We start from the raw sequence: 24,194 nt of genomic DNA, 5'->3' as shown, positions 1-24,194 counted from the left end.
TCACGTGCCCGCCTTCACGCCGACGGCGGTGGCGACCACGTTGATGGCGAACAGCGCCATGAAGGTGAACACCACGGTCTCGTTCACCGCGTTACCGACACCGGCCGGCCCGCCGCCCACCGAAATGCCCTTGTAGCAGGCGATCAGGCCGGCGGTCAGACCGAACAGGGCAGCCTTGATGAGGGCGATGAACACGTCGGTGGGGCCGGTGATCAGGGTCAGGCCGGCCACGAAAGCGCCCGGCGAGACGTGCTGGACGTAGACGCAGAACAGGTAGGCACCGGTGAGGCCGACGAGCACCACGGTGGCCGACAACGCCAGCGAGACCGTGGTCGCCGCGAACACCCGCGGAATCACCAAGGCCTGAATCGGATTCACGCCCATCACGCGCAGCGCGTCGAGCTCTTCGCGGATCGTTCGGGCGCCGAGGTCGGCACACATCGCGGTGGCGCCGGCACCGGCGATCACCAACACCGTGACGATCGGCCCGATCTGGGTGACAGTGCCCAGCGCGGCACCGGTGCCGGAGAAGTCGGCGGCGCCGAACTCGGTGAGCAGGATGTTGAAGGTGAAGGTCAGCAGCACGGTGTAGGGCACCGTCAGCATCAGCGTCGGCAGCAGCGAAACCCGTGCCACGAACCAGGACTGCAGGATGTACTCGCGCCAGGCGAACGGCGGCCGGAACATCAACGTGAACACGTCGAGCGTCATCGAGAAGAACCCGCCGAATGCGCGCACCGGCTTGGCGACCACATCCGGGACGGCGCTTTGGGCCGCCATCAGGTGACCGGCCTAGACCTGCGCGGTGCACGCATAGCCATGCATTCCTTCCGAGAGCTCACTGTTCGAACCACCATATGACCAGAGTCACCGCCATGGATGCGGAAGAACGTACATAACGATTTTCCCGTCAGCAACATCGACCACCCGGTTGGGCGGGCCGCAGTTACTGTGCAGTAGTGTCGCTGTTCACTGTGTTGGCCGCCACTACGCCCAGCGCACGCAATGCGAAGCGCTCCACGCGGTCGCGCGCCACCGGGACCTGGGCAGGATCGTAGATCCGTGCCGAGGTCAGCTCCCGGCTCACCAATGCCGCGATGGCGATCGCGTCCGACTCCGGCTCGGTCAACGGGAACGACCCGTCCGCAAGACCCATCGCCAGGATCGCGACCAGCGAGGATTCCCGGCGCACTCGCGACTGTTCCCGCGCCTCCCGATAGCCCTTCGCCGATCGCATCTCGTCGCAGTCGACGACGGCCAGGTAGCGATGCAGCTCGGTGCTGCTGGCCAGCGTGAACATCCGGTCCAGCCAGGCCCGCAGCCGGCTCAGCGGATCCGGGTCACCGGGAGCGTCCGGTGCGGCGATCTCGTCGAGCGCGACGGCGAGAAGCTCGGTGACCTGCCCGAGCATCGCCAGGAACAGATCGTCCTTGGACTCGAAATGCCGGTAGAACGCCCGGCTGGACACCTCGGCCCGGGCCAGGATCGCCGAGACGTGCACCGGACCCTGGTGCGGCTCGAACAGACAGTCAAAGGTCGATTCGACGATTCGGTCGCGTTCGTCACCGCTGGGTTGCCCGGATGGCACAGACTGCACGGCCACCGATTCTAGTTACCCCCGGAACCGCGGCCCGACACCAAATCGCGACGCCCGGTCAGTAACGTGAGCCGCAGGCCGGCGAGAGGATGTTCGTGAGCAAGGCGAAGAGCGCACCGCAGACCGTGACGTTTCGCGGCGTCGACGACCTGATGTTGGTCGCCGACGAATGGAATCGGGACACCGAGGTCACCGGCCCGACCGTCCTGATGCTGCACGGCGGCGGCCAGAACCGGCACTCCTGGAAGAACACCGGCCAGATCCTCGCCGATCGCGGCATGCATGTGATCGCGCTGGACAGCCGCGGCCACGGCGACAGCGACCGCTCCCCGACCGCCAGCTATGACGTGGAGTCGCTGAGCGCCGATGTGCTGCAGGTGCTTTACCAGATCGGCAGGCCGGTCGCGCTGGTCGGCGCCAGCATGGGCGGCCTCACCGGCATCCAGGCTGCCCATGAGGCCGGCCCGGAGTTGGTGACCAAGCTGATCCTCGTCGATGTGGTGCCGCGCTTCGAAAAGGGTGGCAGCGCCCGGATCCGGGACTTCATGTTCAGCAACATCGACGGATTCGATTCCCTGGAGCAGGCCGCCGACGCGGTGGCCGCCTACCTGCCGCACCGGCCGAAACCGCGCAGCACAGAGGGATTGAAGAAGAACCTCCGACTGCGTGACGGCCGGTGGTACTGGCACTGGGATCCGGCGTTCCTGACCAAGCCGAGCGATGATCCGTTCGCGCGGTCGGACAAGTTGGAGGCCGCTGCGACGAATCTGACGGTGCCCATCCTGCTGATCCGCGGCAAGCTCTCCGACGTGGTCTCCGAGGAAGGCGTGCGTGACTTCCTGCAGAAGGTGCGCCAAGCCGAGTTCGTCGAACTCTCCGAGGCGGGTCACACCGCCGCCGGCGACGACAACGATGCGTTCACCGAGGTCGTCGTGAGGTTCGTCGACAGGTGAGCGAGAAGTCCTCGGGCTGCTCCGGTTTTAATTTCCTGGAGCAGCCCGCGCTACCGGCACCTCAGCTCACCGAAGCGCAGGCCGCCGAGTTACTGGCCCGCTGGTACGGCTCCCGGGGCGAGGTCGCCTCGCTCGGCAGTCAGCAGGACTGCAACTTCCTGGTGTCCGAGGGTGGTGAACCCGTCGCGGTGTTGAAGATCGCCAACCCGGCGTTCTCCGAGGCCGAACTGGCCGCCCAGGACGCCGCGGCGGAGTTGATCGCCCGCGCATGCCCCGAATTGCGGGTGGCCACACCGCTGCCGGCGCACGACACCGAGCCCGCCCCGAATGTGCGCCTACTGCCGTTCTTGGCCGGCGGCACCCTCAACGACCGCGGTTACCTGCCGCCTTCGGTCGTGGCAGCGATGGGTGCGCTCACCGGCCGGGTGAGCGTGGCGCTGGCCGGCTTCAGCCATCCCGGGCTGGACCGGATCCTGCAGTGGGACCTGCGGTACGGCAACGAGGTCGTCACCGAACTCGTCGCACATGTCCCGCAGCACCGCGAGCAGATCCTGGCGGCGGCACGCGAAGCCTGGGCCGAGATCGCCCCGGTTGCCGACGAGTTGCCGCGCCAGGCGGTGCATCTGGATCTGACGGACGCGAATACGGTGGCCGGCGCGGACGGGCTCCCCGATGGGGTCATCGATTTCGGCGACCTGTCCGATACCTGGGCGGTGTCCGAATTGGCCATCACGCTGTCCTCCGTGCTCGGACATCGCGGCAACGATCCGGCCTCGATCCTGCCGGGCGTCAAGGCCTTTCACGCGGTGCGACCGCTGCGGCGATCCGAGGCGCACGCCCTGTGGCCGCTGTTGGTGCTGCGCACCGCGGTGCTCATTGTCAGCGGCGCCCAGCAGGGCGCACTGGACCCCGACAACGCGTACATCACCGAGCAGTCCGACGACGAGTGGCGGATGTTCACCCAGGCCACCTCGGTGCCGATGGCGGTGATGACCGCACTGATCCTCACCGAACTCGGGCTGTCGGATGTGCCGCAACAGCCCGAGGTGGAGAACCGGCTGATCGCCGGTCTCGAACCCGAAGCCGTGCTGACCCTGGACCTCTCGGACACGTTGGATGACGCCGACGTCGCGGCCGCCGCCGCGGTGCGCGACGGCGCCGAACTGGTGCTCACCCGGTTCGGGCAGCCACGCCTTGACCGCGCGCCGCTGCTCTCGCACACCAGCCCCGAGACCGTCGAGACCGGCATCGGACTGTGGCCCGCCACCACGACCCGGGTGCTGGCCCCCTGGGACGGACAGGTGATCGAACGGTCCGACGATCGGATCACGTTGCGCGGATTGGATTTCGAGATGACCTTGACCGGGGCCGAGTCGAGCACCGCACCCGGGCATGTGCACGCCGGCGAGCATCTCGGGGTGATCGGGCAGGGCCGCTGGACCCGGTTGGCGGTACGGCCATCGGGTGCGCCGGTGGCGCCGGAGTACACCTCGGCAGAACTGGCACCCGGCTGGCTGGCGTTGTCCCGCGATCCCCGAACGGTTCTGGGACTCGACCCGATGCCCGAACCCTCGGGCCGTGACCTGCTCGAGCGCCGCGACGACAGCTTCGCCAAGGTGCAGGAACGCTACTACCGCAACCCGCCGCAGATCGAACGCGGATACCGGCACTACCTGATGTCGACGGCCGGCCGGGCCTACCTCGACATGGTCAACAACGTCACGGTGCTCGGCCATGCCCATCCGCGGGTCGCCGACGCCGCGGCCGCGCAGTTGCGCCGGCTCAACACCAATTCACGGTTCAACTATTCGGCCGTCGTCGAGTTCAGCGAGCGGATCGCCGCCACGCTGCCCGACCCGTTGGACACCGTGTTTCTGGTCAACTCCGGTTCGGAGGCAAGCGATCTCGCGATCCGGTTGGCGACCGCGGCAACCGGACGCCGCGATGTCGTCGCGGTGCGCGAGGCCTACCACGGGTGGACCTACGCCACCGACGCGGTGTCCACATCGACGGCCGACAATCCGAACGCGCTGGCCACCCGCCCCGACTGGGTGCACACGGTGGAGTCGCCGAACAGCTTCCGCGGCAAGTACCGCGGGGCCGATGCGCACCGCTACGCCACCGAGGCGGTGGCCCAGATCGAGCAGCTGGCCGCCGGCGGCCGGGCACCTGCGGCCTTCATCTGTGAACCGGTGTACGGCAACGCCGGTGGGATGGCCCTGCCCGACGGCTACCTGCAGCAGGTGTACGCCGCGGTGCGGGCGGCCGGTGGGCTGGCCATCGCCGACGAGGTGCAGGTCGGCTATGGCCGGCTCGGGCACTGGTTCTGGGGTTTCCCGCAGCAGCAGGTGGTGCCCGACATCGTGTCGGTGGCCAAGGCCACCGGCAACGGCTACCCGCTGGGCGCGGTGATCACCACCCGCGCCATTGCCGAGGCGTTCCGGTCTCAGGGGTATTTCTTCTCTTCCACCGGCGGCAGCCCGCTGTCCTGTGCGATCGGCCTGACGGTGCTCGATGTGCTCGCCGAGGAAGGCCTGCAGGACAACGCCCTGCGCGTCGGCGGGCATCTGAAGAACCGGCTACTGGGCCTGCGCGACAAGCACCCGCTGGTGGGCACCGTGCACGGGATGGGTCTGTATCTGGGGGTGGAACTGATTCGCGACCCGGTCACGCTGGAACCGGCCACCGAGGAGACGCAGGCGATCTGCGAGCGGATGCTCGAACTCGGTGTCATCATCCAGCCGACCGGTGATCACCAGAACATCCTGAAGACCAAGCCGCCGTTGTGTATCGACCTCGGCGGTGCGGACTTCTACGTGGACACCCTGGACCGGGTGCTCACCGAGGGCTTTTAACCTTCCCCGCGAGCGTGCGGGTCCGAGGCCGACACGCCGTAGTTCTGGGCGAGTATCCGCACGTTCGCGGCTACCCGGCGGATTCCGCCTCGGCGAGACGCTGATGCAGCCGGGCCCGGATGTCCTCGGGCGTGTACGACTTGCGGACCCGCTGATCCCGGGCGACCAACACCCCGCCGGCGACGACTCCGGCGACACCGGCCAGCCCGACCCACTTCCAGATGCCCTTCATGGACGAGATTCTGCCTAAGCTGCGGTCGTGAACGCGAACACGGTGTCCCTGTCCCGGGCGCTGGAGGAGACCCGCACCGGCGACATCTGGCTGTTCCGCGGCGGTTCCGGCCCCGACCGGGCGATCCAGACGCTGACGAACGCGCCGGTCAACCACGTCGGCATGACGGTGGCCGTCGACGACCTGCCGCCGCTGATCTGGCATGCCGAACTGGGCCAGAAGCTGCTCGATCTGTGGACCGGCACCCACCATCGCGGAGTGCAGCTCAACGACGCCCGCGAGGTCGCCGAACGTTGGGTGCACGAGTACGGGCAGAAGGCCTGGCTGCGCCAGCTCACCCCGGCGGTCACCCGCGAGCAGGAGGACCGGATGCTGCAGGTGGTGGCCCGGATGAACGGCACCGCCTTTCCCTCCACGGCACGCCTGACCGGACGCTGGCTGCGTGGACGGCTGCCGATCATCAGCGATTTCACCCGCGGCCTGCCGTTCGTGCACCGCAAGGTGCGCGAATCCGCGGAACGGGACAAGCAGCGGCGCCGCGCGGCCGGGTTGGAGACGGCGTACTGCGCCGAGACGGTGGCCATCACCTACGAAGAGATGGGCCTGCTCAGCACGGAGAAGCGGGAGAACTACTTCGACCCCGGCAAGTTCTGGAGCGGCGATCACCTGTCACTCGCGCCGGGCTACCGCCTCGGAGAGGAGATCGCGGTCCGGGTGGACCCGGTGCGCGTGTAACAGCCGGCCTGCGGGTACCCGCCCGTCATGGCCGCAGCACCGGGTGAGAGTGCCCAGGATTACCTGCCGGACGCACGGGACCTGGTCTCGCTGGCCGACGCCGCGGCCGGGTGCCGGGGGTGCGATCTGTACCGCGATGCCGAGCAGACGGTGTTCGGTACCGGCCCGGCGTCGGCGCGGATGCTGTTGGTCGGCGAGCAGCCGGGTGACCGGGAGGACCGCGCCGGGGAGCCGTTCGTCGGGCCGGCGGGCCGCCTGCTGGACAAGGCGCTGGCCGCCGCGGCCATCGACCGCGGACAGGTGTATCTGACCAACGCGGTCAAGCATTTCAAGTTCACCCGCGCATCCGGCAGCAAGCGCCGTATCCACAAGACCCCCAGCCGGACCGAGGTGGTGGCCTGCCGGCCGTGGCTGTTCGCCGAGCTGCAGGCGGTCGAGCCGGAGGTGGTGGTGCTGCTCGGCGCGACGGCGGCAAAGGCGTTGCTCGGTAACGACTTCCGGCTGACCGAGCACCGCGGCGAGGTACTGCACGCGCCGGAGACGGATTATGCCGTCGTGGCCACGCCGCACCCGTCGTCGGTACTTCGTGGACCGGCGGAGCGTCGCGCCGCCGGGTTCGACGATCTGGTCCACGATCTCGGCACCGCCGCGGGACTGCTCGACACGGCCGGGCAGCGACGCTGATGGCGGTGCGCATCGGCACCTCCGGCTGGTCGTACGACCACTGGAGAGAAGTGCTGTACCCGCCAGGCCTGCCAACGGCGCGGCGCCTCGATGTCTACGCCGCCGAGTTCGACACCGTCGAATTGAACGCCAGCTTCTACCGGTGGCCGAAACCATCGACCTTCGCCGGGTGGCGGGAGCGGCTGCCCGAAGGTTTCACCATGACGGTCAAGGCATCTCGGGGTCTGACACACGCCCGTCGGCTCAAGGAGCCGGAGCAGTGGATCGAGCGCATCGCCGCGGGATGGGCCGAGCTCGGCGACCGCCGCGCCGCGCTGCTGGTGCAATTGCATCCCGCCCAGGAACGCGACGACGAACGGCTGGATCACTTCCTGACCGCCGTGCCCGACGAGATTCCGGTGGCGATGGAACTGCGCCATCCCTCCTGGGATGCCTCGGCGGTGTACGACATCCTGCGCAGACACGACGCCGCCTACGTCGTGATGAGCGGGCCGGGGTTGCCGTGCATCGTCACGGCCACCGCGGGCCTGGCCTACCTGCGATTGCACGGGCCCGATGACGCCCCCATCTACGCGGGCGGCTACAGCGACGCCGAACTGCGCCGGTGGGCCGAGCAGATCCGGGTGTGGGACCGGGAGGGCCGAGATGTGCTGGTGTATTTCAACAATGACCTCGGCGGGCATGCGGTGCGCGATGCGCGGCAGTTGTCGGCGCTGGTGTCCGAGCGGGTGACCCGAATCGAGTAGCGCACTGCTCGGCCGACCGCTACCGACGGCTAACTGCGGTTGACCTGGACGGCCTCGCTGATCAGGGCCTTGAAGGCCCCCGGGTCCAGGCGGTCGTCCTCACGCAGATCGATGGCGCGCCGTACACCGGCGTCCAGGCTCGCGTTGAACAGTCCGTCCGGGTCGTGCATCGAGGCGCCCTTGGCGAAGGTCATCTTCACCTTGTCCTTGTAGGTCTCCACCGTGCAGATCAGGCCGTCCAGCGAAAACGTCGGTACGCCATCGGGATTCGACGGCTTGCGCCACTTCATCTCTTCGACCACGTCCGGTTCGGCCTGCTTGATCAATGCGCGGATCTCCTCGACCCGAGCGGTGCGCCAGTCCTGTGCCATGGCCACCAATGTACGACGGATGTCGCTGCGATCGGTCAATGCCCCGCCGGCCGCAGCATCGAATAGACCACCGGCCCGTGCTCGATCCGTGTGATGGCGGTGACGTCGAACCCGGCCCGCTCGTAGAGCCGCACGTTGCGCTCGCCGACGGTTTCCAGGGCCACCGCGGCGTTCCCGACCGCGGCGAGCCCCGCCTCGATCACGGCGCCGCCTAGCCCGGCACCTTGACTGTCCGGGTGCACACCGACGGTGGCCAGATTCCACGCGCCGTCCGACTGCGGCGGAACGTTGGCGGCGGCAAGGACATCCAGCCGATCACCGTGCAACCCGGCCACCGCCTGCTGTATATCGGGGGCAGGCTCCGGCGCATCGGGCGGGAGCAGCGAGATCACGGCGCGCAGGTCGTCGTCGACCAGCACGATGCCCTCGTCCAGTGCGTAGCCGAGATAGAGCCGTTGCAGCCGATGCAACCGGTCCGCGTAGCCGTCCTGCGGGATCGCCCATCGTGTCCAGGGGTAGGCGTCGAACGCAGCGGCCAGGGCGGCGGCAGCAGCGTCGAGGTCGGTCGCAGTCGCGGGTCGGATAGTCACGATGCTCGACGGTATACCTACGGGCTACCGGCGCAGCACCGCATCCAGGGCGGACATCAGCTGGGCAGCCCGGCTCCGGCCCGCCGGGGCCTTTGGGTACCGAGACAAAATGCCGACCAGTTCGGGCGTGGCCCGTTCGCGGGCCCGGGCGATCATCGCGTCACCGGTCCCGGGTTCGTCCCCGGCACGGAGTTCGGCGATCCGTGCGGCGTTGGCCGCCGCACGCAGGATGTGCCCGACCTGGTGTCCATCGGCGATGGGGTGCAGGTAGGCAGCCGAGGCGGCGTCGCCGGCGGCCTGTGCGGCCAGGCGGGCGGCTTCGGTGGGGGCGTCGCTCGCCGCGCGGTGCGCCTCCATCGAGGTGACCCGCTGAAGCTTGGATCGCGGTGCGCCCGCGATGAACGCCTCGGCAGCTCCGATGGCCGCACGGGGCCGCGGATCGTCGGGCCGCTCGTGTTCGAAAACCGGCAGCAGCTCCGCGGCGAAGGCGGTGACATAGCCGGCGACGCACCGTAGTTCGTCGGCGGTGAGCTCGAAGTCCCCCGGCATCTGCCCCTCAGTGCCGCAGGTAGCGCTGATAGGTGGTGCCGTCGGCGAAGGTTCGGTGCTCGGCCAGCCGGAGGTCCAGGTGCACGTCGTCGGGCAGGGCGCGCAGCCCGCCACCGATCATCTTGGGAACCACGAAGAACCGGAAATCCTCGACCATGCCCGCCCTGATCGCCGCGGCGGCGGTGGTGGGCCCGAAGATCTCGACGTGGTCCGGCACCGAGTCGACGATCTGCCGCAACTCGTCGAGCCCGAGTTCGGGGATCAGCCGGACCGGTTCCGGTCCGAGTTCGGCGGGTGTCAGCGTCGAGGACACCACGACTTTGTCGATGTCCTTCCAGCGGCTCGCGAACTCGCGTTCCCCCGGGATCGCCTCCGCACCGTCAGGGTAGGTCTCCCAGAACCGCATCAACTCGTAGGTCTTACGCCCCATCACTTCCGTAGACACCTCCGCCATCCGGGCGAGGTGCAGAGCGAACACGTCCGCATCCGGCGCGCCCCACTGGAAGTCGCCGGCGGCGTCGGCGATGTAACCGTCGATGGACACGGACGTGGTGTAACTCAGAATTCCCATGTGGCTCTGACCTCTGCGGGCGGGGAAACTCACCGGCGCAGCGCCGGAAAGATCTCAGACGGGTGCGACCACCCTACGTCGCCCCCGGACCAGGATGATTCCGGCCGCCAGCACGAAGACCAGCAGGCACGCCGCAACCGTGACGATGACCTGCGGGTAATCGCCGGCGAAGCCCTCGGCGGACCGGTGTTTGACGAGGATCGCGGTGAACGCCCATAGCAGCACCGCCCCATAGGCGAGGTCGCGGTTGCGCAGCATCGCCGCGGTCCCGATTGCGGCGGCCACCGCCACGATGATGACGGCCCAGGTGGATTCGGCCAGACCGAATCCGTCCCAGCCCACGCTGACCAGGAACACCGTGACGTTGGCGACGGTCGCCACGGTGATCCAGCCGAAGTAGACGCTGAACGGGACCGCGACCAACCACTTCTCCCGCGTGCTCAGGCTCGCAGCCCTGATGGTCTGCACGATGACCGCCAAGCTGCCCAGGATCACCAGCATCAGCAACACCGACAGGCCGATCAGGTCGAAGTGCCAGGCCAGGATCCAAGCCGCGTTGGCGAGCGAGGAGATCGCAAACAACCGGCCCACCTTGTCCAGCAGGGCGGTGTCACCGCGGTCGGTACGGAACAGACCGAACTGGTAGAGCACGTGCAGGAGCAGCAGCAAGTAGATCACGCCCCAGATGGAGAACGCGTAGCCGGCCGGCGCGAACAGGTTGGGGTAGGCGTCGGACACTTCCCCGGTTTGGATGCCGTTGATCGGCAGCGCGTTCGCCAGGCCGTTGATCGCGACCATCACCAGGTACGTTGCCGCCACCAGCAGGCTGATCGGCCGTACCGCCGTGTTCGTCATTGCAGAGTCCATCCGTTCCTCGCGGCAGGCCTCTGCTCCGGTCGCAGGGCCGAGCTTTGATACCCCCGATCGCCGGAGTTCATACCTGGGCGCGGTGACCCGATCCCCTACGATGATCGCGTGCTGGCCTCCCTCTTGGCGTTCACCGCGGCGGCGGTGATGATCGTCGTGCTGCCCGGGCCGGACACCCTTGTCGTGGTGCGCAGCATCGTGCGCGGCGGCCGCGCCGAGGGGATCCGCACCGGCCTGGGAGTGCTGTGCGGGCTGATGGTCTGGGTGCTCGCGGCGGTGCTGGGCGTGTCGGCGATGCTGCAGGCCAGCGAAGTCGGTTACGACGTCCTACGGATCCTCGGGGCGAGCTACCTGGTCTGGATGGGCGTGCAGACGATCCGGTCGCTGCGACGCGAGGCGCCCACCGAGTTCGCGGAGACGCCGAGGTCGTCGCGGCTGTTGAACTCGACCGGTTTCACGGCCGGGTTCCTGACCGATCTGCTGAACCCCAAGGTCGGCGTTCTCTTCATCAGCTTCCTGCCCGGATTCGTGCCCGAGGGCTACTCGGTGACCACGACGACGCTGGGCTTCGGCGCGCTCTACGTGGCGCTGACGGCGGTCTATTGTGCCGCGCTGGTCGCGGCCTCCGGAAAGATCCTGGCCGCGATGCGCACCCCGCGCATCCGCCGTCGGATCGACGGGGCGGCCGGGCTGACATTGATCGGGTTCGGCGTGCGGATCGCCACGGAGCGGTAACGATGGCCACCCGCTGGTCGGGCGTGACCATCGATTGTGTCGATCCCGTTCGGCTGGCGGCTTTCTGGTCGGCGCTGCTCGGCGTGCCGGTGTCGGGTGAGCATGGCGAGGACCCGAAGTGGGCGACGGTCGGCTCACGCTCCGGGTCGGTGCCCAGACTCACCTTCCAGCGAGTCCCCGAGTCCAAGGCCGGGAAGGTGCGCATCCATCTCGATGTCGAGGTCGACGACATCGACACCGGCCGCCGTCACGTCGAGGAACTCGGCGGGCACTTCTCGGGCACACGACATGACTACGACGAGGGCGTCGTGCTGAACATGTTCGACCCCGAGGGCCACGAGTTCTGTCTGGTGCAGTACTTCGACGGGCCCGGGCGGACCTGCTGACGCGCCCTCGGTCCGCCGGCAGGCACGTAGCCTGACGTCATGGGTAAGGGCCGGGACGAAGGTCCGTTCTTCCACGGAACCAAAGCCGAACTGAGGGCCGGAGAGCTGCTCACCGCGGGCTTTCCGTCCAACTATCGGCCCGAGATCCTGATGAACCACATCTATTTCACGGCCCTGCGCGACGGCGCGGGGTTGGCCGCCGAACTCGCCGCCGGCAACGGTCCGCCGCGGGTATATCTCATCGAGCCGACCGGTGACTTCGAGAACGATCCGAACGTCACCGACAAGAAGTTCCCCGGCAATCCGACCCGTTCCTACCGCAGCCGGGAACCGCTACGGGTCATCGCCGAAGTCGATGACTGGACACGGCCGTCCCCCGAGGTGCTTCGGGAGTGGCGGCACCGACTGGCCGTGCTGCGAGCGGATGAGCGCGGCGAGATCATCAACTGAGGAATCGACCCCGGCTACCGCACCCGCTATCTGCCGGGCGACCTCCTCCGGGGCGAGGTTTGTGGTGTCCACAACTTCGGCCTCGTCGTGCAGCCACGTGCGGGCCGCAGCCGCGTAAGCATCCAGATGGTCGATACGAAACGTCGAGTAGCCCATGACGCGGTCGTCCTCGATACGCGAACGAAGGGTGTCCTGATCAGCATGAAGTACGAAGTGCCGCAGCGGTATTCCGTACTGCTCCAGGCTCGTTCTGATCTCGCGCCAATACGGCTCGACCAGTACCGTCATCGGAACCACCAGGGTGCCACCGGTGTACTCGAGAAGTCTGCGGGCGGTCTCGACCACCAGTGGCCGCCAAGGCGGCCAGTGCTGGAAATTGTCCGTCTCCGGCAGCCCTGGCTCGATACGCATCAGCATCTCGCCGACCATCTCGGCGTCAAACACCCGCGAGCTCGGAATCAGTTGCTGTACGAGTGCACTCGTCGTTGTCTTGCCGACGCCGTGGGTGCCGTTCAGCCAGACGATCATGAACTGAACACTAGCGACACGCACCTGGTCGAGGGCTCGGTCATATCTTTGCGGAAGTCATGCCCGGCGATCCACCCTCGCGAACGCTGCTAGTTGCGTTCGATCGGCAACCACAGCTCGCAGGTCGCGGTGCTGAAATCGGGTGAGCGATCGAGGACCGCGACGATCGACGGACCGGGTCGCAGCCGCCAGGGGTTGGACGGAAACCACTCGGTTGCCGTCGCGGCCCAGGCCGCCTGCAGAGCGGCGGGATGCTCGCCGGAGGTGCGGAACACCGCCCAGGCGCCGGCCGGCACCTCGATGACATCGAGGTCGTCGGGCACCGCGGTGTCGGCGTCGACGGCCACACCGTGCAGGTAGGTCAGGTCAGTGCCCTCTGCGTAGTCAGGGTCGACATCCGCGCTCACCTGCAACAGGCCCGCCGGATCCGTGTCACCCAGCTCTTTGAGCCTGTCGTGCTCGGCGGCCGGCAGCGCCGAGATGTGCGCCTGGATATGCGGGTTGATGCCATGGTGGATCAGCGGCACGCGGGCAGCGTGGCCGATCAGACGAAAAGCTCGACGGTCAAGGATTCGGGCATCCATGGGGGTAGTCCCTTCGACGGTCAGGCGGAACCTGAGTTGCTGTTGACTGCGAAGGGGGCCGCCGTTACGACGTACCTCACCGTGACTCACCCCGTGCACGGCGCGGAATGCACGGCCGAACGCCTCGGTCGATCCATACCCGTACCGCACGGCGATGGTCAGCAGATCCTCGTCACCGATCACGTCGGACGCAGCCACGGTCATGCGGCGCCGACGCACGTACTCGGACACCGGCATCCCCGCCAGCGATGAGAACATCCGGCGGGCGTGATATCCGGTCGTCCCCATCCCGGCGGCGAGCTCGTCGAGGTCGAACTCACTGCCGAGGTTTCTCTCGATCTCGTCGACGAGCCGATTAAGAATGTCGATCATGGTCGCTCCCTTCATGATCCACTCTCGGCAGCGAACGGACCGCGCGCCCGACATCTGCGGTCCGATTCGATCGGACTGCGTGGCGTCGGGAGCCTAAGAGCCAGGAGGTCACGGGTCGCGACGCGATTCGGGCTCGGGACTCGAGATGACGGTGGATGTCGTCGACGGTCTCCGGAACGCTCAGATCCGAGGGGTGGTACCGCAGCGTTAGCTGCTCCAAAGCGCGCTGTTCGGGGTTTACGGCGCCCATATCGGCCCGGCCGTTGACGATCATGCGCCGGAAACGTCGCCGCGGATGTGAACGCTGTTCGACAGACTCTCCGCGAGCGCCTGGGCGACCGTCGACTTTCCCGCTGCCTGGATGCCGGTGACGACGATGATGGGACGTCCCCGCTCAATCAGTCTCGGACGCATCTGCGTTTTCGAGAGCGACCAGGAGGGCCTTCGTGTCGGGGAGAATGATCTCTTCGACGACCTTCCCCCAGACCACCCGCCCGAAGTAAACACCTCTATAGACCAAGCGTCCGTTTTGCTCGGTGTGGTAGCGCGTTGCCACGCGGGTCGACCACGGTCCACCTTCGACGAGCGTTTCGTCTACCACGAAGCGGAGGTTCGGCAGCCGCCGAAGCAACTGATCGCGCAGCCATTCGCGAACCGCGTCGGCACCGCGAATGTCAGCCGATAGCGGATGGTCTCCGAGGAATACGAAGTGCATGTCGTCGGCAAGCGGCGTCTCGTCAAAACGTTGCTCCGACAAACGCCGCCACCCCGCGGCCGCCTGCTTACGCACCATCCAGCGGTAGATCATCACAGGAGCGTATTCCGAAATGCTGCCCCGAAAGCGGGTTTGGTCACACGTTGAAGCGGATCTCCACCACGTTGCTGCTACCCATCACGCCATGCTGACCCAGACAATCTGGCCAGCGACAAGTAGGGCGACGAGCATGAGCAAGGCCACGTCGACTGTGCGGACACGTTCGCTGTCAACGGGATCCATCCTCATCTCCCGGGCAATGAGGAACAGGGGAAACGTGAAGCTGATGGCAACGATGAATCCACCAAAGATGTACAGCCAGACGAACTTCACGCCATGCTTTCGCGCTTCGAAAACCATCAAGACCACAGCGGCAAGCGCCAGTGCCACTAGGTCGCCTGTGTACGACCGGCTCGCCGGCGTGATTTTCAGATCGTTCATGAAGTTGTCCATGAACCCAGCGAGCGTATAGCTGAGATTCGGCACCCACGTAGCGAGGAGTCCCACGACCGAGATGACTGCGTAGAACGCACACCGCACGGTCCGCGAGGCGAATCCGCGCAACGGTGTCTCGGCGCCATCAGCTGAAGTCATGCGACAACGCTAGGCGGATTTGCGCATTCGAGTATCACAAACTAGCCAACCCGTGGGTCACCACCACCTACTTGGCAGCGGCTTTACCGCCAGACATTGCTTGAAATCGGAACTCCACCACGTCACCATCCACGTTGACTAGTTTTGCCCCTCCAATAGGTGGGCGTACGGGTCAGCCTCGCCACCAACAGATTCCGGCATCGGGTAATAGGTCTTGATGAGTAGGTTTCCGTCGTCATCCCAGGCAAAGGTCTCGATGCTGTGGGCAACGCCGACGTTCGGCTCGGTGCCGAAGTGGTTCTCGCACACCCATGCCATCTCGTTGCCGTTGACCTGAACGGTGATCATCTTGATCTGCAGAATTGGCTGAAACATGTCGAAGGCATCAGATGTGGCAGCGGCGAAACCGTGCTTCTCCTCGGTGCCGACCGGGTCGAACATCCGAACCTCACCAGGACAGAGGGTGCGCCACGATTCCACCCACTCGTCCTTCTTGCCCGCGTTCCACAGATCAGCGTGCTTAGACGCGTGCGCCAAGCGAGCCTTCCGGCTCGGTACCTTGCTCATCTCAGCCCGTCTCCGTTCCATCGAGGTGATGGTCACGATAGCTGGACACCTGTCCAGCCGGAAGGGCCTATTTCTTGGACTGCGATCTAGACGTTGAAGCGGAACTCCACGACGTCCCCGTCGGCCATCACGTAGTCCTTGCCCTCCATCCGGACCTTGCCGGCCGCCTTGGCCGCGGCCATTGACCCGGCCTCCACCAGGTCGTCGAAGGACACCACCTCGGCCTTGATGAAGCCCTTCTCGAAGTCGGTGTGGATGACACCGGCCGCCTTGGGCGCGGTGTCGCCGCGGTGAATCGTCCACGCGCGGGACTCTTTCGGTCCGGCGGTCAGATAGGTCTGCAGGTTGAGGGTGTGAAAACCGGCCCGTGCCAACGCATCCAGACCGGGTTCGGTCTGACCGATGGACTCCAGGAGCTCGGTCGCCGACTCGTCGTCGAGTTCGATCAGCTCGGACTCGATCTTGGCGTCCAGGAACACCGCATCCGCCGGCGCCACCAACTCCCGCAGCTCGGCCTTGCGGGCCTCGTCGGTGAGCACCGACTCGTCGGCGTTGAACACGTACAGGAACGGCTTGGTGGTCATCAGGTTCAGCTCCCGCAGCACCGTGGCGTCCGCACCCGCGGAAAACAGGGTCTTGCCCGAGTCCAGCACGGCCTGCGCGGCGACGGCCGCCTCCAGCAGCGGCTTGCGGTCCTTGTTGTTGCGCGCCTCTTTCTCCAGCCGCGGGATGGCCTTCTCCAGGGTCTGCATATCGGCCAGGATCAGCTCGGTTTCGATGACCTCGATATCCGAGCGCGGGTCCACCCGGCCGTCCACATGCACCACGTCGTCATCGGCGAAGGCCCGCACCACCTGACAGATGGCGTCACATTCGCGGATGTTGGCCAGGAACTTGTTGCCCAGCCCGGCCCCCTCGGAGGCGCCCTTGACGATGCCCGCGATGTCGACGAACGTCACCGGCGCCGGCACCGTCTTCTCCGAGCCGAAGATCTCGGCGAGCTTGTCCAGCCGCGGATCGGGCAGCGCGACCACGCCCTCGTTCGGTTCGATCGTCGCGAACGGATAGTTGGCGGCCAACACGTCATTGCGCGTCAGCGCGTTGAATAGCGTCGACTTCCCGACGTTCGGCAGACCGACGATTCCCAGGTTCAAGCTCACGGACTCCAGAGTCTAGAGGTTGTGACGGGGTCCTCCGCGCGTGCTGGCAACACGTCCCCAGGAACAGCCGGTACGGTCAACGTGTGCCAGGTCAGTCCGCGGAGCCGACGGAGTCGGTGACCCGCCGTTCCGCGCCGACTCCAGAGTCGGGCGCCCGCCGATCCGTGCTCACCGATGCGCAGACCCTGTTCGCCGGTCTGCCGGACCGGCTGCCGGTGAAGATCCCCTGGTGGGGCGCCACCCTGCTCGCGGTGACGTTGACGGCGGTGGGCTTCGCCTACGACGCGGGCGCCGGTAACGGTGAACTGGGCGCGGTCTTCTCCACCTTCTACGTGCTCGGCTGCCTGCTGGCGGTCGTGCTGGTGCAGCGGCCCGGGTTGTTCACCGCGATGATCCAGCCGCCCCTGATTCTGTTTGTGGCCGTACCTACCGCGTACTTCCTGTTCCACAGTTCTCAGATCGACGGGCTCAAGGACATCTTGATCAACTGCGGGTATCCGCTGATCGAGCGGTTCCCGTTGATGTTCTTCACCTCGGCCGTGGTGCTGCTGCTCGGCGCGGCGCGCTGGTATCTGCTGCGCGGCGTACCGGAGTCCACCGACGAAGGCGCAGCACCGACCGCCTCCCCGCGCCGGGCGGCCCGCCGTTTCGCCCGCACCGATGACCCCGCCGAGGAGTCCGAACGGCCGCGCGCCGCGCGCCGACCGCGCCGCGACACCGCCGAGCCGGCTGACCGGCCGCGCCGGTCCCCGCGCACCGGCACGCCGTCGCGTGCCCGGCACAACCGCCCGCCGGAATCCGATATCGCCGCGTCGGCCGCGGCGGCCGATCGCCGTGAGCGCGCCGCCGCGCGCGAGCGCTCGGGCCGTCCCCGTCGCCACCCGGAGTCCCCCGCCGACCCGACCCGGCATTCCCGCCGCCGCGATTCCCGGGATCAGCGCGACCCGCGGGAACCCCGGCGCCGCGGCTACGACAGCGCCTACGGCGCCCAGTTCGAGGCACCGGACTCCTACGAGCGACCCCGCCGCCGGCCGCGCCCGGACGGCTACGAGTCCCGCTTCGAAGAGTCCCGCTTCGAGCCGGGCCACTCCCCCCGCCCCGACGACCGCTACGCCGATCCGTACGCGGAGCGGCCCCGGCGCCCGGCGCCAGACCCCAGCCACCACCCGGTGTCCCGGGTGCGCTACCGCAGTTCCGGGGATGAGCCCCGCAACAGCCACCGGCGCGACGCGGACTTCTGGGACAGCGAGAACTGACCGGGCGCCTCACGCCACCGCGCGCAGGAATCCCCCGGCCGCGTCCACCGCGGGCCCGGAGGTCCCGGCGTCGCTGACGAACACCGCCACCGCGAGGTCGCCGCGGATCCCGACGAACCAACCGTGCGCGTGGGTGTCGTTGATGTATTCGGCGGTGCCGGTCTTGCCCAGCACGCCGTCGATGTCCTGCAGCTGGCGGGCGGTGCCGTCGGTGATGGTCTCGCGCATCATGGTCCGCACCTGTTCGTCCACCCCGCCGGGTAGCGGTTCCGGGCTGCGGTCGGCGACGCCCGGCGCCCCCTGCACGATGGTCGGGGCGGGCACCGACCCGTGCGCCAGCGTCGCAGCCACCAGCGCCATCCCGAACGGCGAGGCGGTGACCTTGCCCTGCCCGATGCCCGCCTCCACCCGCGCTGCCGGGGTGTCGGCGACCGGCACCGAGCCGGTGACGGTCGTCATGCCCGGCGCGACGTAGTCGATGCCGAGCCCGAGTTGCGCCGCCGCCCGGGTCAGCCCGTCGGGCGGCAGGTTGACCGCGAGCCGGCCCATGGTGGTGTTGCAGGACCGCGCGAACGCCGTGTGCAGCGGGACGTCGCCGAGTTCGAAGTTGTCGTCGTTGGGGATCTGGCGGCCTTCGATGTTCTCGGTGCCCGGACACCCGACGATGCTGTCGGGGGTGACCTGGCCGGCCTGCAGCGCCGCGGACACCGTGACGGTCTTGAACGTCGAGCCCGGCGGGTAGAGGCCGGTCAGGGCGATCGGGCCCTGGGCGTCGGCCGGCGCGTTCTGCGCGACGGCCACCAGGTTGCCGGTGGACGGCTCGATCGCCACCAGCGCGGCGCGGGTTGCCAACGGCGCGAGCGCCGCTTCGGCGGCCCGTTGCATGCCGGTGTCCAGGGTGCTGGAAATGTCGCCGACCGGCTCCGCGTCCCGCCCGCCCACCCGTTTCGGGCCGGAGGCGGTGTCGGCGGTCACCGCCCACCCGACGGCGGCGTCGGTGCGCTGCTGCCACAGCTCGGTGAGCCCGGACAGCACCGGGGAGGTCAGCGCCCGGTCGGTGGCCAGCAGCCGGGTCTGCGGGCGCAGGGTGACGTTCGGCAGCACCGCGAGTTGCTCGCGGATCGGAGCCAGGTCCTCCTCGCGCAGGGTGACGGCCGTGACGGGCCGGCCGGCGGCGAGCTCGGCGGCCAGCGACTCGGCGGTGATCGTCGGCGCGACCGGATTGACCAGGGCGGCAACGGTATTCACATCGACGCCGGGAGCGATGTCGACCAGGGTGACGATGTGCTGGGTGAGCAGGTCCGCGCCGGTGCGATCGAGCACCCGGGCGGCCGGTGCGGGGGCGAGGGTGCTGTAGGACAGTGGGCCCGCGTCCAGGCCGGGGGCGACGGTGGCCGGATTCCACCCGACCCGCCAGTCCTCGCCGTCGGCGGCGGCCGCACCCTCGGTCGTGTACGCCCACTCGGTCTGCTTCTCGGGCCCGAACTTCCACGCCGCCGCCAGCGTGAACGTCGCCGCGTCCTCTTCGCGCCGCACCTCGGACACCTCGAACCGGACGTCCTTGCCCAGGCTGGCGTACAGCTCGTCGAGCGTGCCGGTGGCCGCGTCCGGTTCGCCGGTCAGCGCCGCCGCGGCGGCCGCGTCACCGCGATTGAGGGCGTCCACGAACCCCTGCAACGCGGTGTTCAGCCGGTCTTCGGTGTCGCTGCACCCGGCAAGCACCAGGACGAGAGTGAGGAGGACAGCCGAGAATCCGCGTAGAGAGCCCACAGGGCTCGAACGTACCCGTCAGCTACGCGGCGGACGGATCTCGCGCGGCAGCGTGAACACCAGGGTCTCGTTGGCGGTGGTCACCGGTTGCACGGTGCCGTAGCCATATTCGGCGAGTCGGTCCAGCACACCGCGCACCAGGATCTCGGGCACCGAGGCGCCGGAGGTGACGCCGACGGTGGTGACCCCGGACAACCAGGCCGGGTCGATGCCGTCGGCGTAGTCCACCAGGTAGGCGTGCTGCGAGCCGGCGTTCAGCGCCACCTCGACCAGCCGCACCGAGTTCGACGAGTTCTTCGAACCCACCACGATGACGAGTTCGCATTCGGGAGCCATCGCCTTCACCGCGACCTGCCGGTTCTGGGTGGCGTAGCAGATGTCGTCGCTCGGCGGGTCCTGCAGCGTCGGGAACTTCTCCCGGAGCCGGCGCACGGTCTCCATGGTCTCGTCGACGCTCAGCGTGGTCTGCGACAGCCAGATGACCTTGTTGGGATCGCGCACCGTGACCTTGTCGACGGCGTCCGGGTTGTCGACGACCTGGACGTGGTCTGGAGCCTCACCGGCGGTCCCGACGACTTCCTCGTGACCCTCGTGGCCGACGAGCAGGATGTCGTAGTCGTCGCGGGCGAACCGCTTGGCCTCGTTGTGCACCTTGGTGACCAGCGGGCAGGTGGCGTCGATGGTCTGCAGATTGCGTTCGGCCGCCTCTTCGTGCACCCAGGGCGCCACACCGTGCGCGGAGAACACCACGATGGCGCCCTCGGGCACCTCGTCGGTCTGTTCGACGAACACCGCACCGGCCTTGGCCAGCGTGTCGACGACGTAGCGGTTGTGCACGATCTCGTGCCGCACGTAGATCGGTGCGCCGTGCTTTTCCAGGGCGCGTTCGACGGTCTCGACGGCCCGGTCCACCCCGGCGCAGTAGCCGCGCGGTTCGGCGAGCAGGACGCGCTTGCCGGCAACGGGCGACGCCACCGAGCTCGTCGCGCCCGGGATTCCCATGTTGACGGTTGGTGGCATGCATCAAGGGTACTTACCCGCGCCGCGACCGGGCCAGCCGTAGGCTGCACACATGTCAACTGCACCGTACGGAGTCCGACTGTTGGTGGGTGCTGCGGTAACCGCACTGGACGAGACGCGCAAGCTGCCCCAGACCATCCTGACCTACCCGATGACGGTGGCCAGCCAGCTGGCCCATCTGGTGATGAAAGTGCAGCAGGACGTCGCCGACCTGGTCAATCGGGGCGACGAGACCCTGGAGGAGCTCTTCCCGCCCAAGGATGAGCAGCCGGAGTGGGCCACCTTCGACGAGGACCTACCGGCCGATCCGTTCGCCAATCTCTCCGACGATGACGATCCGGCCGGCGACGACGGCGGGACCGCCACGGTGACGCGTCTCACCGAGGGCCGTTTCGCGCTGTTCAGCGAGGGCGAGGCGCAGCCGGAGAGCGTGGCGTCGACGGACACCGCGGCGAGCAACGGCTCGGCCCCGGCCATCGTCGAGGACCTCGGCTACGAGTCGCTGACGCTGGCGCAGCTGCGGGCCCGGCTGACCTCGCTGAAGATCGCCGACCTGGAGGCCCTGCTGGCCTACGAGGAGGCCAACAAGGCCCGCGCGCCGTTCCAGACCCTGCTCTCCAACAGGATCACCCGCGCGTCGGCGAAGTGACCGAGCCCGGCCAGTCCCCGGAGAACCCGTGGCCGGTGCGGGCGGTGGCCACCCGGGTGGCCAAGTGGATCGACCGGCTCGGCACCGTCTGGGTGGAGGGCCAGATCGCCCAGCTCAATGTGCGCCCCGGATCCTCGACCGCCTTCCTGGTGCTGCGCGACCCGGCCGCGGACATGTCACTGTCGCTGACCTGTCCGCGTGACCTGGTGCTCAACGCGCCGGTGAAACTCACCGAGGGCGTGCAGGTGATCGTCCACGGCAAGCCGCAGTTCTACACCGGGCGTGGCAGTTTCTCGCTGCGGGTCAGCGATATTCGCGCGGTGGGCATCGGGGAGCTGCTGGCCCGCATCGAACGGTTACGCCGGCTGCTCGAGGCCGAGGGGTTGTTCGACCGGCGACTCAAACGCCCGATCCCGTTCCTGCCCAACAGGATCGGGCTCATCACCGGACGCGCGTCGGCGGCCGAGCACGACGTCATGTCGATCGTGTCAGGCCGGTGGCCCGCGGCGAGCTTCGCGGTCCGCAACACCGCCGTGCAGGGCCCCAATGCGGTCGCCCAGATCGTCGAGGCGCTGGCGGCGCTGGACGCCGACGACGGGGTCGACGTCATCATCATGGCCCGCGGCGGCGGCAGCGTGGAGGACCTGCTGCCGTTCTCCGACGAGACGCTGTGCCGGGCCGTCGCCGCCTGCCGCACACCGGTGATCAGCGCGATCGGTCACGAACCGGACAACCCGATCTGCGATCTGGTGGCCGATCTGCGGGCGGCCACCCCGACCGATGCGGCCAAGCGGGTGGTGCCCGATGCCGCTGCCGAACAGGCCGGGGTCGACGATCTGCGGCGGCGCAGCGCGCAGGCCCTGCGCAACTGGGTCCGTCGCGAGCAGCACATCGTGGATCAGTTGCGGTCCCGGCCGGTCTTGGCTCGGCCGTTGCAGGCGCTGGAAGCCCGCGCCGAGGAAGTACACCGGGCCCGGCGGACCGCCCGCCGGGACATCAGCCGGCTCATCGCCGCCGAGAGCGACCGGCTCGAACATCTGTCCGCCCGGCTCGCCACGCTCGGCCCGGCGGCCACCCTGGCCCGCGGATACGCGGTGGTCCAGGTGGTCCGGCCCCAGCAGACGGGCGAAGACCGCCCGATCCTGCGGTCGGTCGAGGACGCCCCGGCGGGAACCCGGTTGCGGGTGCGGGTCTCCGACGGTGCCATCACAACAGTCAGCGAGGGTCCAGATGAAGCCCATTAGTCAAATGGGGTACGAAGAGGCGCGCGATGAACTGATCGAGGTGGTGCAGCAGCTCGAGCACGGCGGGCTGGACCTCGACGCCTCGCTCAAGCTCTGGGAAAGGGGGGAAGAACTGGCCAAACGGTGCGAACAGCACCTGGCCGGCGCTCGCCAGAAGGTGGCCGACACGCTCGCCGCGGGCGAGGCCGAAGAAAGCTGACAGCGCGGCTACATCGAGCTTTTGCCACGAGGCCTTCAAAACTGGAACACGTTTCAGTTACTCTCGTCAGATGGCTGACCCAACACTGCGCACCGATCTGGGCCGCGTCCTGGTGACCGGCGGTTCCGGCTTCGTCGGCGCCAACCTGGTGACCACTCTGCTGGAACGCGGCCTGGCCGTCCGTTCCTTCGACCGGGTGCCCTCGCCGCTGCCCTCCCATCCCGAGCTGCAGACCGTCGTCGGCGACATCACCGACGCAGCCGATGTGGCGGGGGCGGTCGAGGGGGTGGACACCATCATCCACACCGCGGCGATCATCGACCTGATGGGTGGCGCCTCGGTCACCGCGGAGTACCGCAAGCGCAGCTTCGACGTGAACGTCGAGGGCACCAAGAACCTGGTGCACGCCGGGCAGGCCGCCGGGGTGCGGCGGTTCGTCTACACCGCGTCCAACAGTGTCGTGATGGGCGGCCAGGACATCCGCAACGGTGACGAAAACCTGCCCTACACCAATCGGTTCAACGATCTGTACACCGAGACCAAGGTGGTCGCCGAACAGTTCGTGCTCGATCAGAACGGTGTGGCGGGCATGCTCACCTGCTCCATCCGGCCCAGCGGCATCTGGGGACGCGGCGATCAGACGATGTTCCGCAAGGTGTTCGAAAATGTGCTTGCCGGGCACGTCAAGGTGCTGGTCGGCAACAAGAACATCAAGCTGGACAACTCCTACGTGCACAACCTGATCCACGGCTTCATCCTGGCCGCCGAGCATCTCGTGCCCGGCGGTACGGCCCCCGGCCAGGCGTACTTCATCAACGACGGCGAGCCGCTCAACATGTTCGAATTCGCCCGCCCGGTCGTCGCGGCCTGCGGGCGGACGCTACCGCGGTTCCGGGTGTCCGGAAAGCTGGTGCACAAGGCGATGATGGGCTGGCAGTGGCTGCACTTCAAGTACGGCATCCGTGAACCTCTGGTCGAACCGCTTGCGGTGGAACGGCTTTACCTGAACAACTACTTCTCCATCGACAAGGCTCGGCGCGACCTCGGATACCAGCCGCTGTTCACCACCGAGCAAGCCCTGGACGAGTGCCTGCCCTACTACACCGAACTCTTCCGGTCGATGGAGTCGCAGGACGCCGAGGCGGTGACCGTCGCGTCCCGGAGCTGAACGCAGCC

The 24,194-nt window shown here is 67.9% G+C and carries 29 protein-coding genes; 13 read left to right on the top strand and 16 right to left on the bottom strand.

All coding sequences use genetic code 11. The features are described 5' to 3' along the window. The gene (locus V4U86_RS05880) at positions 1–780 is read right to left on the bottom strand and encodes an MlaE family ABC transporter permease (RefSeq protein WP_395310351.1); all 780 of its coding nucleotides are present in this window, start codon (positions 778–780) and stop codon (positions 1–3) included. 166 nt (positions 781–946) lie between these two features. Next, positions 947–1,597, bottom strand: a complete 651-nt coding sequence (locus V4U86_RS05875) for a TetR/AcrR family transcriptional regulator (RefSeq protein WP_395310350.1) — start codon at positions 1,595–1,597, stop codon at positions 947–949. 152 nt (positions 1,598–1,749) lie between these two features. Between V4U86_RS05875 and V4U86_RS05870 the strand changes: the two genes are divergently transcribed. Both V4U86_RS05870 and V4U86_RS05865 read left to right on the top strand, forming a co-directional pair. Next, a complete protein-coding gene (locus V4U86_RS05870; protein WP_395311922.1) occupies positions 1,750–2,550 on the top strand; it encodes an alpha/beta fold hydrolase in 801 nt (266 codons plus the stop codon). Then, the gene (locus V4U86_RS05865; RefSeq protein WP_395310349.1) at positions 2,547–5,405 is read left to right on the top strand and encodes an aminotransferase; all 2,859 of its coding nucleotides are present in this window, start codon (positions 2,547–2,549) and stop codon (positions 5,403–5,405) included. Before V4U86_RS05870 ends, V4U86_RS05865 begins: the two co-directional genes overlap by 4 nt. A gap of 70 nt (positions 5,406–5,475) precedes the next feature. On the opposite strand, the gene V4U86_RS05860 is transcribed toward V4U86_RS05865, so the two are convergent. Then, complete coding sequence (locus V4U86_RS05860) at positions 5,476–5,637, bottom strand: hypothetical protein (protein ID WP_395310348.1); 162 nt, start codon at positions 5,635–5,637, stop codon at positions 5,476–5,478. A 27-nt stretch (positions 5,638–5,664) separates the two neighbouring features. On the opposite strand from V4U86_RS05860, the gene V4U86_RS05855 reads away from it, so the two are divergent. Genes V4U86_RS05855 through V4U86_RS05845 form a run of 3 tightly spaced genes read left to right on the top strand, consistent with a single transcriptional unit; the run spans position 5,665 to position 7,802 of the window. Beyond that, positions 5,665–6,372 (top strand): guanylate cyclase, encoded by a 708-nt coding sequence (locus V4U86_RS05855; RefSeq protein ID WP_395310347.1) that lies wholly within the window; start codon positions 5,665–5,667, stop codon positions 6,370–6,372. A gap of 27 nt (positions 6,373–6,399) precedes the next feature. Next, positions 6,400–7,056, top strand: coding sequence for a UdgX family uracil-DNA binding protein (locus V4U86_RS05850; RefSeq protein WP_395310346.1), 657 nt, complete (start codon positions 6,400–6,402; stop codon positions 7,054–7,056). Then, the gene (locus V4U86_RS05845) at positions 7,056–7,802 is read left to right on the top strand and encodes a DUF72 domain-containing protein (protein ID WP_395310345.1); all 747 of its coding nucleotides are present in this window, start codon (positions 7,056–7,058) and stop codon (positions 7,800–7,802) included. Before V4U86_RS05850 ends, V4U86_RS05845 begins: the two co-directional genes overlap by 1 nt. Before the next feature lie 29 nt (positions 7,803–7,831). On the opposite strand, the gene V4U86_RS05840 is transcribed toward V4U86_RS05845, so the two are convergent. The 5 genes from V4U86_RS05840 to V4U86_RS05820 are packed head-to-tail and all read right to left on the bottom strand — an operon-like array spanning position 7,832 to position 10,738. Beyond that, entirely contained in the window at positions 7,832–8,173 is a 342-nt protein-coding gene (locus V4U86_RS05840; RefSeq protein ID WP_395310344.1) for a DUF1801 domain-containing protein, read from the bottom strand. A gap of 35 nt (positions 8,174–8,208) precedes the next feature. Next, the gene (locus tag V4U86_RS05835; protein ID WP_395310343.1) at positions 8,209–8,763 is read right to left on the bottom strand and encodes a GNAT family N-acetyltransferase; all 555 of its coding nucleotides are present in this window, start codon (positions 8,761–8,763) and stop codon (positions 8,209–8,211) included. A 24-nt stretch (positions 8,764–8,787) separates the two neighbouring features. Next, positions 8,788–9,312, bottom strand: coding sequence for a putative immunity protein (locus V4U86_RS05830; RefSeq protein ID WP_395310342.1), 525 nt, complete (start codon positions 9,310–9,312; stop codon positions 8,788–8,790). Between the two features lie 7 nt (positions 9,313–9,319). After that, positions 9,320–9,883 carry a dihydrofolate reductase family protein gene (locus V4U86_RS05825; protein WP_395310341.1) on the bottom strand — a complete coding sequence of 188 codons (564 nt, stop codon included), beginning with the start codon at positions 9,881–9,883 and terminating at the stop codon, positions 9,320–9,322. 54 nt (positions 9,884–9,937) lie between these two features. Continuing rightward, on the bottom strand, positions 9,938–10,738 hold the full coding sequence (locus V4U86_RS05820) for a tryptophan-rich sensory protein (RefSeq protein ID WP_395310340.1): 801 nt from the start codon (positions 10,736–10,738) through the stop codon (positions 9,938–9,940). Positions 10,739–10,858: 120 nt separating this feature from the next. On the opposite strand from V4U86_RS05820, the gene V4U86_RS05815 reads away from it, so the two are divergent. From V4U86_RS05815 to arr, 3 genes are read left to right on the top strand one after another with little or no spacing between them, the layout of a single operon-like run. After that, entirely contained in the window at positions 10,859–11,485 is a 627-nt protein-coding gene (locus tag V4U86_RS05815; RefSeq protein ID WP_395310339.1) for a LysE family translocator, read from the top strand. Positions 11,486–11,487: 2 nt separating this feature from the next. Next, positions 11,488–11,871, top strand: coding sequence for a VOC family protein (locus V4U86_RS05810; protein WP_395310338.1), 384 nt, complete (start codon positions 11,488–11,490; stop codon positions 11,869–11,871). A gap of 39 nt (positions 11,872–11,910) precedes the next feature. After that, entirely contained in the window at positions 11,911–12,321 is a 411-nt protein-coding gene (gene arr / locus V4U86_RS05805; RefSeq protein ID WP_395310337.1) for an NAD(+)--rifampin ADP-ribosyltransferase, read from the top strand. On the opposite strand, the gene V4U86_RS05800 is transcribed toward arr, so the two are convergent. The 6 genes from V4U86_RS05800 to ychF form a co-directional block, all read right to left on the bottom strand. Beyond that, positions 12,205–12,849 (bottom strand): AAA family ATPase, encoded by a 645-nt coding sequence (locus V4U86_RS05800; RefSeq protein ID WP_395310336.1) that lies wholly within the window; start codon positions 12,847–12,849, stop codon positions 12,205–12,207. The two genes, arr and V4U86_RS05800, sit on opposite strands and share 117 nt — an antisense overlap. Positions 12,850–12,938: 89 nt before the next feature. Next, a complete protein-coding gene (locus V4U86_RS05795) occupies positions 12,939–13,805 on the bottom strand; it encodes an AraC family transcriptional regulator (RefSeq protein ID WP_395310335.1) in 867 nt (288 codons plus the stop codon). A 394-nt stretch (positions 13,806–14,199) separates the two neighbouring features. Beyond that, on the bottom strand, positions 14,200–14,613 hold the full coding sequence (locus V4U86_RS05790) for a nuclear transport factor 2 family protein (protein WP_395310334.1): 414 nt from the start codon (positions 14,611–14,613) through the stop codon (positions 14,200–14,202). 84 nt (positions 14,614–14,697) lie between these two features. Further along, a complete protein-coding gene (locus V4U86_RS05785) occupies positions 14,698–15,153 on the bottom strand; it encodes a DUF2834 domain-containing protein (protein ID WP_395310333.1) in 456 nt (151 codons plus the stop codon). A gap of 138 nt (positions 15,154–15,291) precedes the next feature. Next, on the bottom strand, positions 15,292–15,720 hold the full coding sequence (locus V4U86_RS05780; RefSeq protein WP_395310332.1) for a hypothetical protein: 429 nt from the start codon (positions 15,718–15,720) through the stop codon (positions 15,292–15,294). An 86-nt stretch (positions 15,721–15,806) separates the two neighbouring features. After that, a complete protein-coding gene (gene ychF, locus V4U86_RS05775) occupies positions 15,807–16,880 on the bottom strand; it encodes a redox-regulated ATPase YchF (protein ID WP_395310331.1) in 1,074 nt (357 codons plus the stop codon). Between the two features lie 116 nt (positions 16,881–16,996). Between ychF and V4U86_RS05770 the strand changes: the two genes are divergently transcribed. Next, positions 16,997–18,136: a DUF6542 domain-containing protein gene (locus V4U86_RS05770; RefSeq protein WP_395310330.1), complete on the top strand. Its 1,140-nt coding sequence runs from the start codon at positions 16,997–16,999 to the stop codon at positions 18,134–18,136. A gap of 9 nt (positions 18,137–18,145) precedes the next feature. Here the strand turns inward: V4U86_RS05770 and V4U86_RS05765 are convergent, their stop codons facing one another. Both V4U86_RS05765 and V4U86_RS05760 read right to left on the bottom strand, forming a co-directional pair. Continuing rightward, a complete protein-coding gene (locus V4U86_RS05765; RefSeq protein WP_395310329.1) occupies positions 18,146–19,906 on the bottom strand; it encodes a penicillin-binding transpeptidase domain-containing protein in 1,761 nt (586 codons plus the stop codon). 18 nt (positions 19,907–19,924) lie between these two features. Then, positions 19,925–20,926, bottom strand: a complete 1,002-nt coding sequence (locus V4U86_RS05760) for a 4-hydroxy-3-methylbut-2-enyl diphosphate reductase (protein ID WP_395310328.1) — start codon at positions 20,924–20,926, stop codon at positions 19,925–19,927. A gap of 52 nt (positions 20,927–20,978) precedes the next feature. Between V4U86_RS05760 and V4U86_RS05755 the strand changes: the two genes are divergently transcribed. The 4 genes from V4U86_RS05755 to V4U86_RS05740 all read left to right on the top strand — a co-directional run bounded on the left by V4U86_RS05755 (position 20,979) and on the right by V4U86_RS05740 (position 24,186). Then, on the top strand, positions 20,979–21,575 hold the full coding sequence (locus V4U86_RS05755; RefSeq protein WP_395310327.1) for a lipid droplet-associated protein: 597 nt from the start codon (positions 20,979–20,981) through the stop codon (positions 21,573–21,575). Continuing rightward, positions 21,572–22,819, top strand: coding sequence for an exodeoxyribonuclease VII large subunit (xseA, locus tag V4U86_RS05750; protein ID WP_395310326.1), 1,248 nt, complete (start codon positions 21,572–21,574; stop codon positions 22,817–22,819). The genes V4U86_RS05755 and xseA overlap by 4 nt, the downstream gene beginning before the upstream one ends. Continuing rightward, complete coding sequence (locus tag V4U86_RS05745; protein ID WP_395310325.1) at positions 22,806–23,018, top strand: exodeoxyribonuclease VII small subunit; 213 nt, start codon at positions 22,806–22,808, stop codon at positions 23,016–23,018. Before xseA ends, V4U86_RS05745 begins: the two co-directional genes overlap by 14 nt. Before the next feature lie 70 nt (positions 23,019–23,088). Beyond that, on the top strand, positions 23,089–24,186 hold the full coding sequence (locus V4U86_RS05740; protein WP_395310324.1) for a 3-beta-hydroxysteroid dehydrogenase: 1,098 nt from the start codon (positions 23,089–23,091) through the stop codon (positions 24,184–24,186). The last annotated feature ends 8 nt before the right edge of the window (positions 24,187–24,194 follow it).

This window comes from Mycobacterium sp. AMU20-3851, from assembly GCF_043974665.1.
GTDB lineage: Bacteria > Actinomycetota > Actinomycetes > Mycobacteriales > Mycobacteriaceae > Mycobacterium.
The sequence above is the reverse complement of the archived record's forward strand: the minus strand, read 5'-3'. Positions and strand labels throughout refer to the sequence as shown.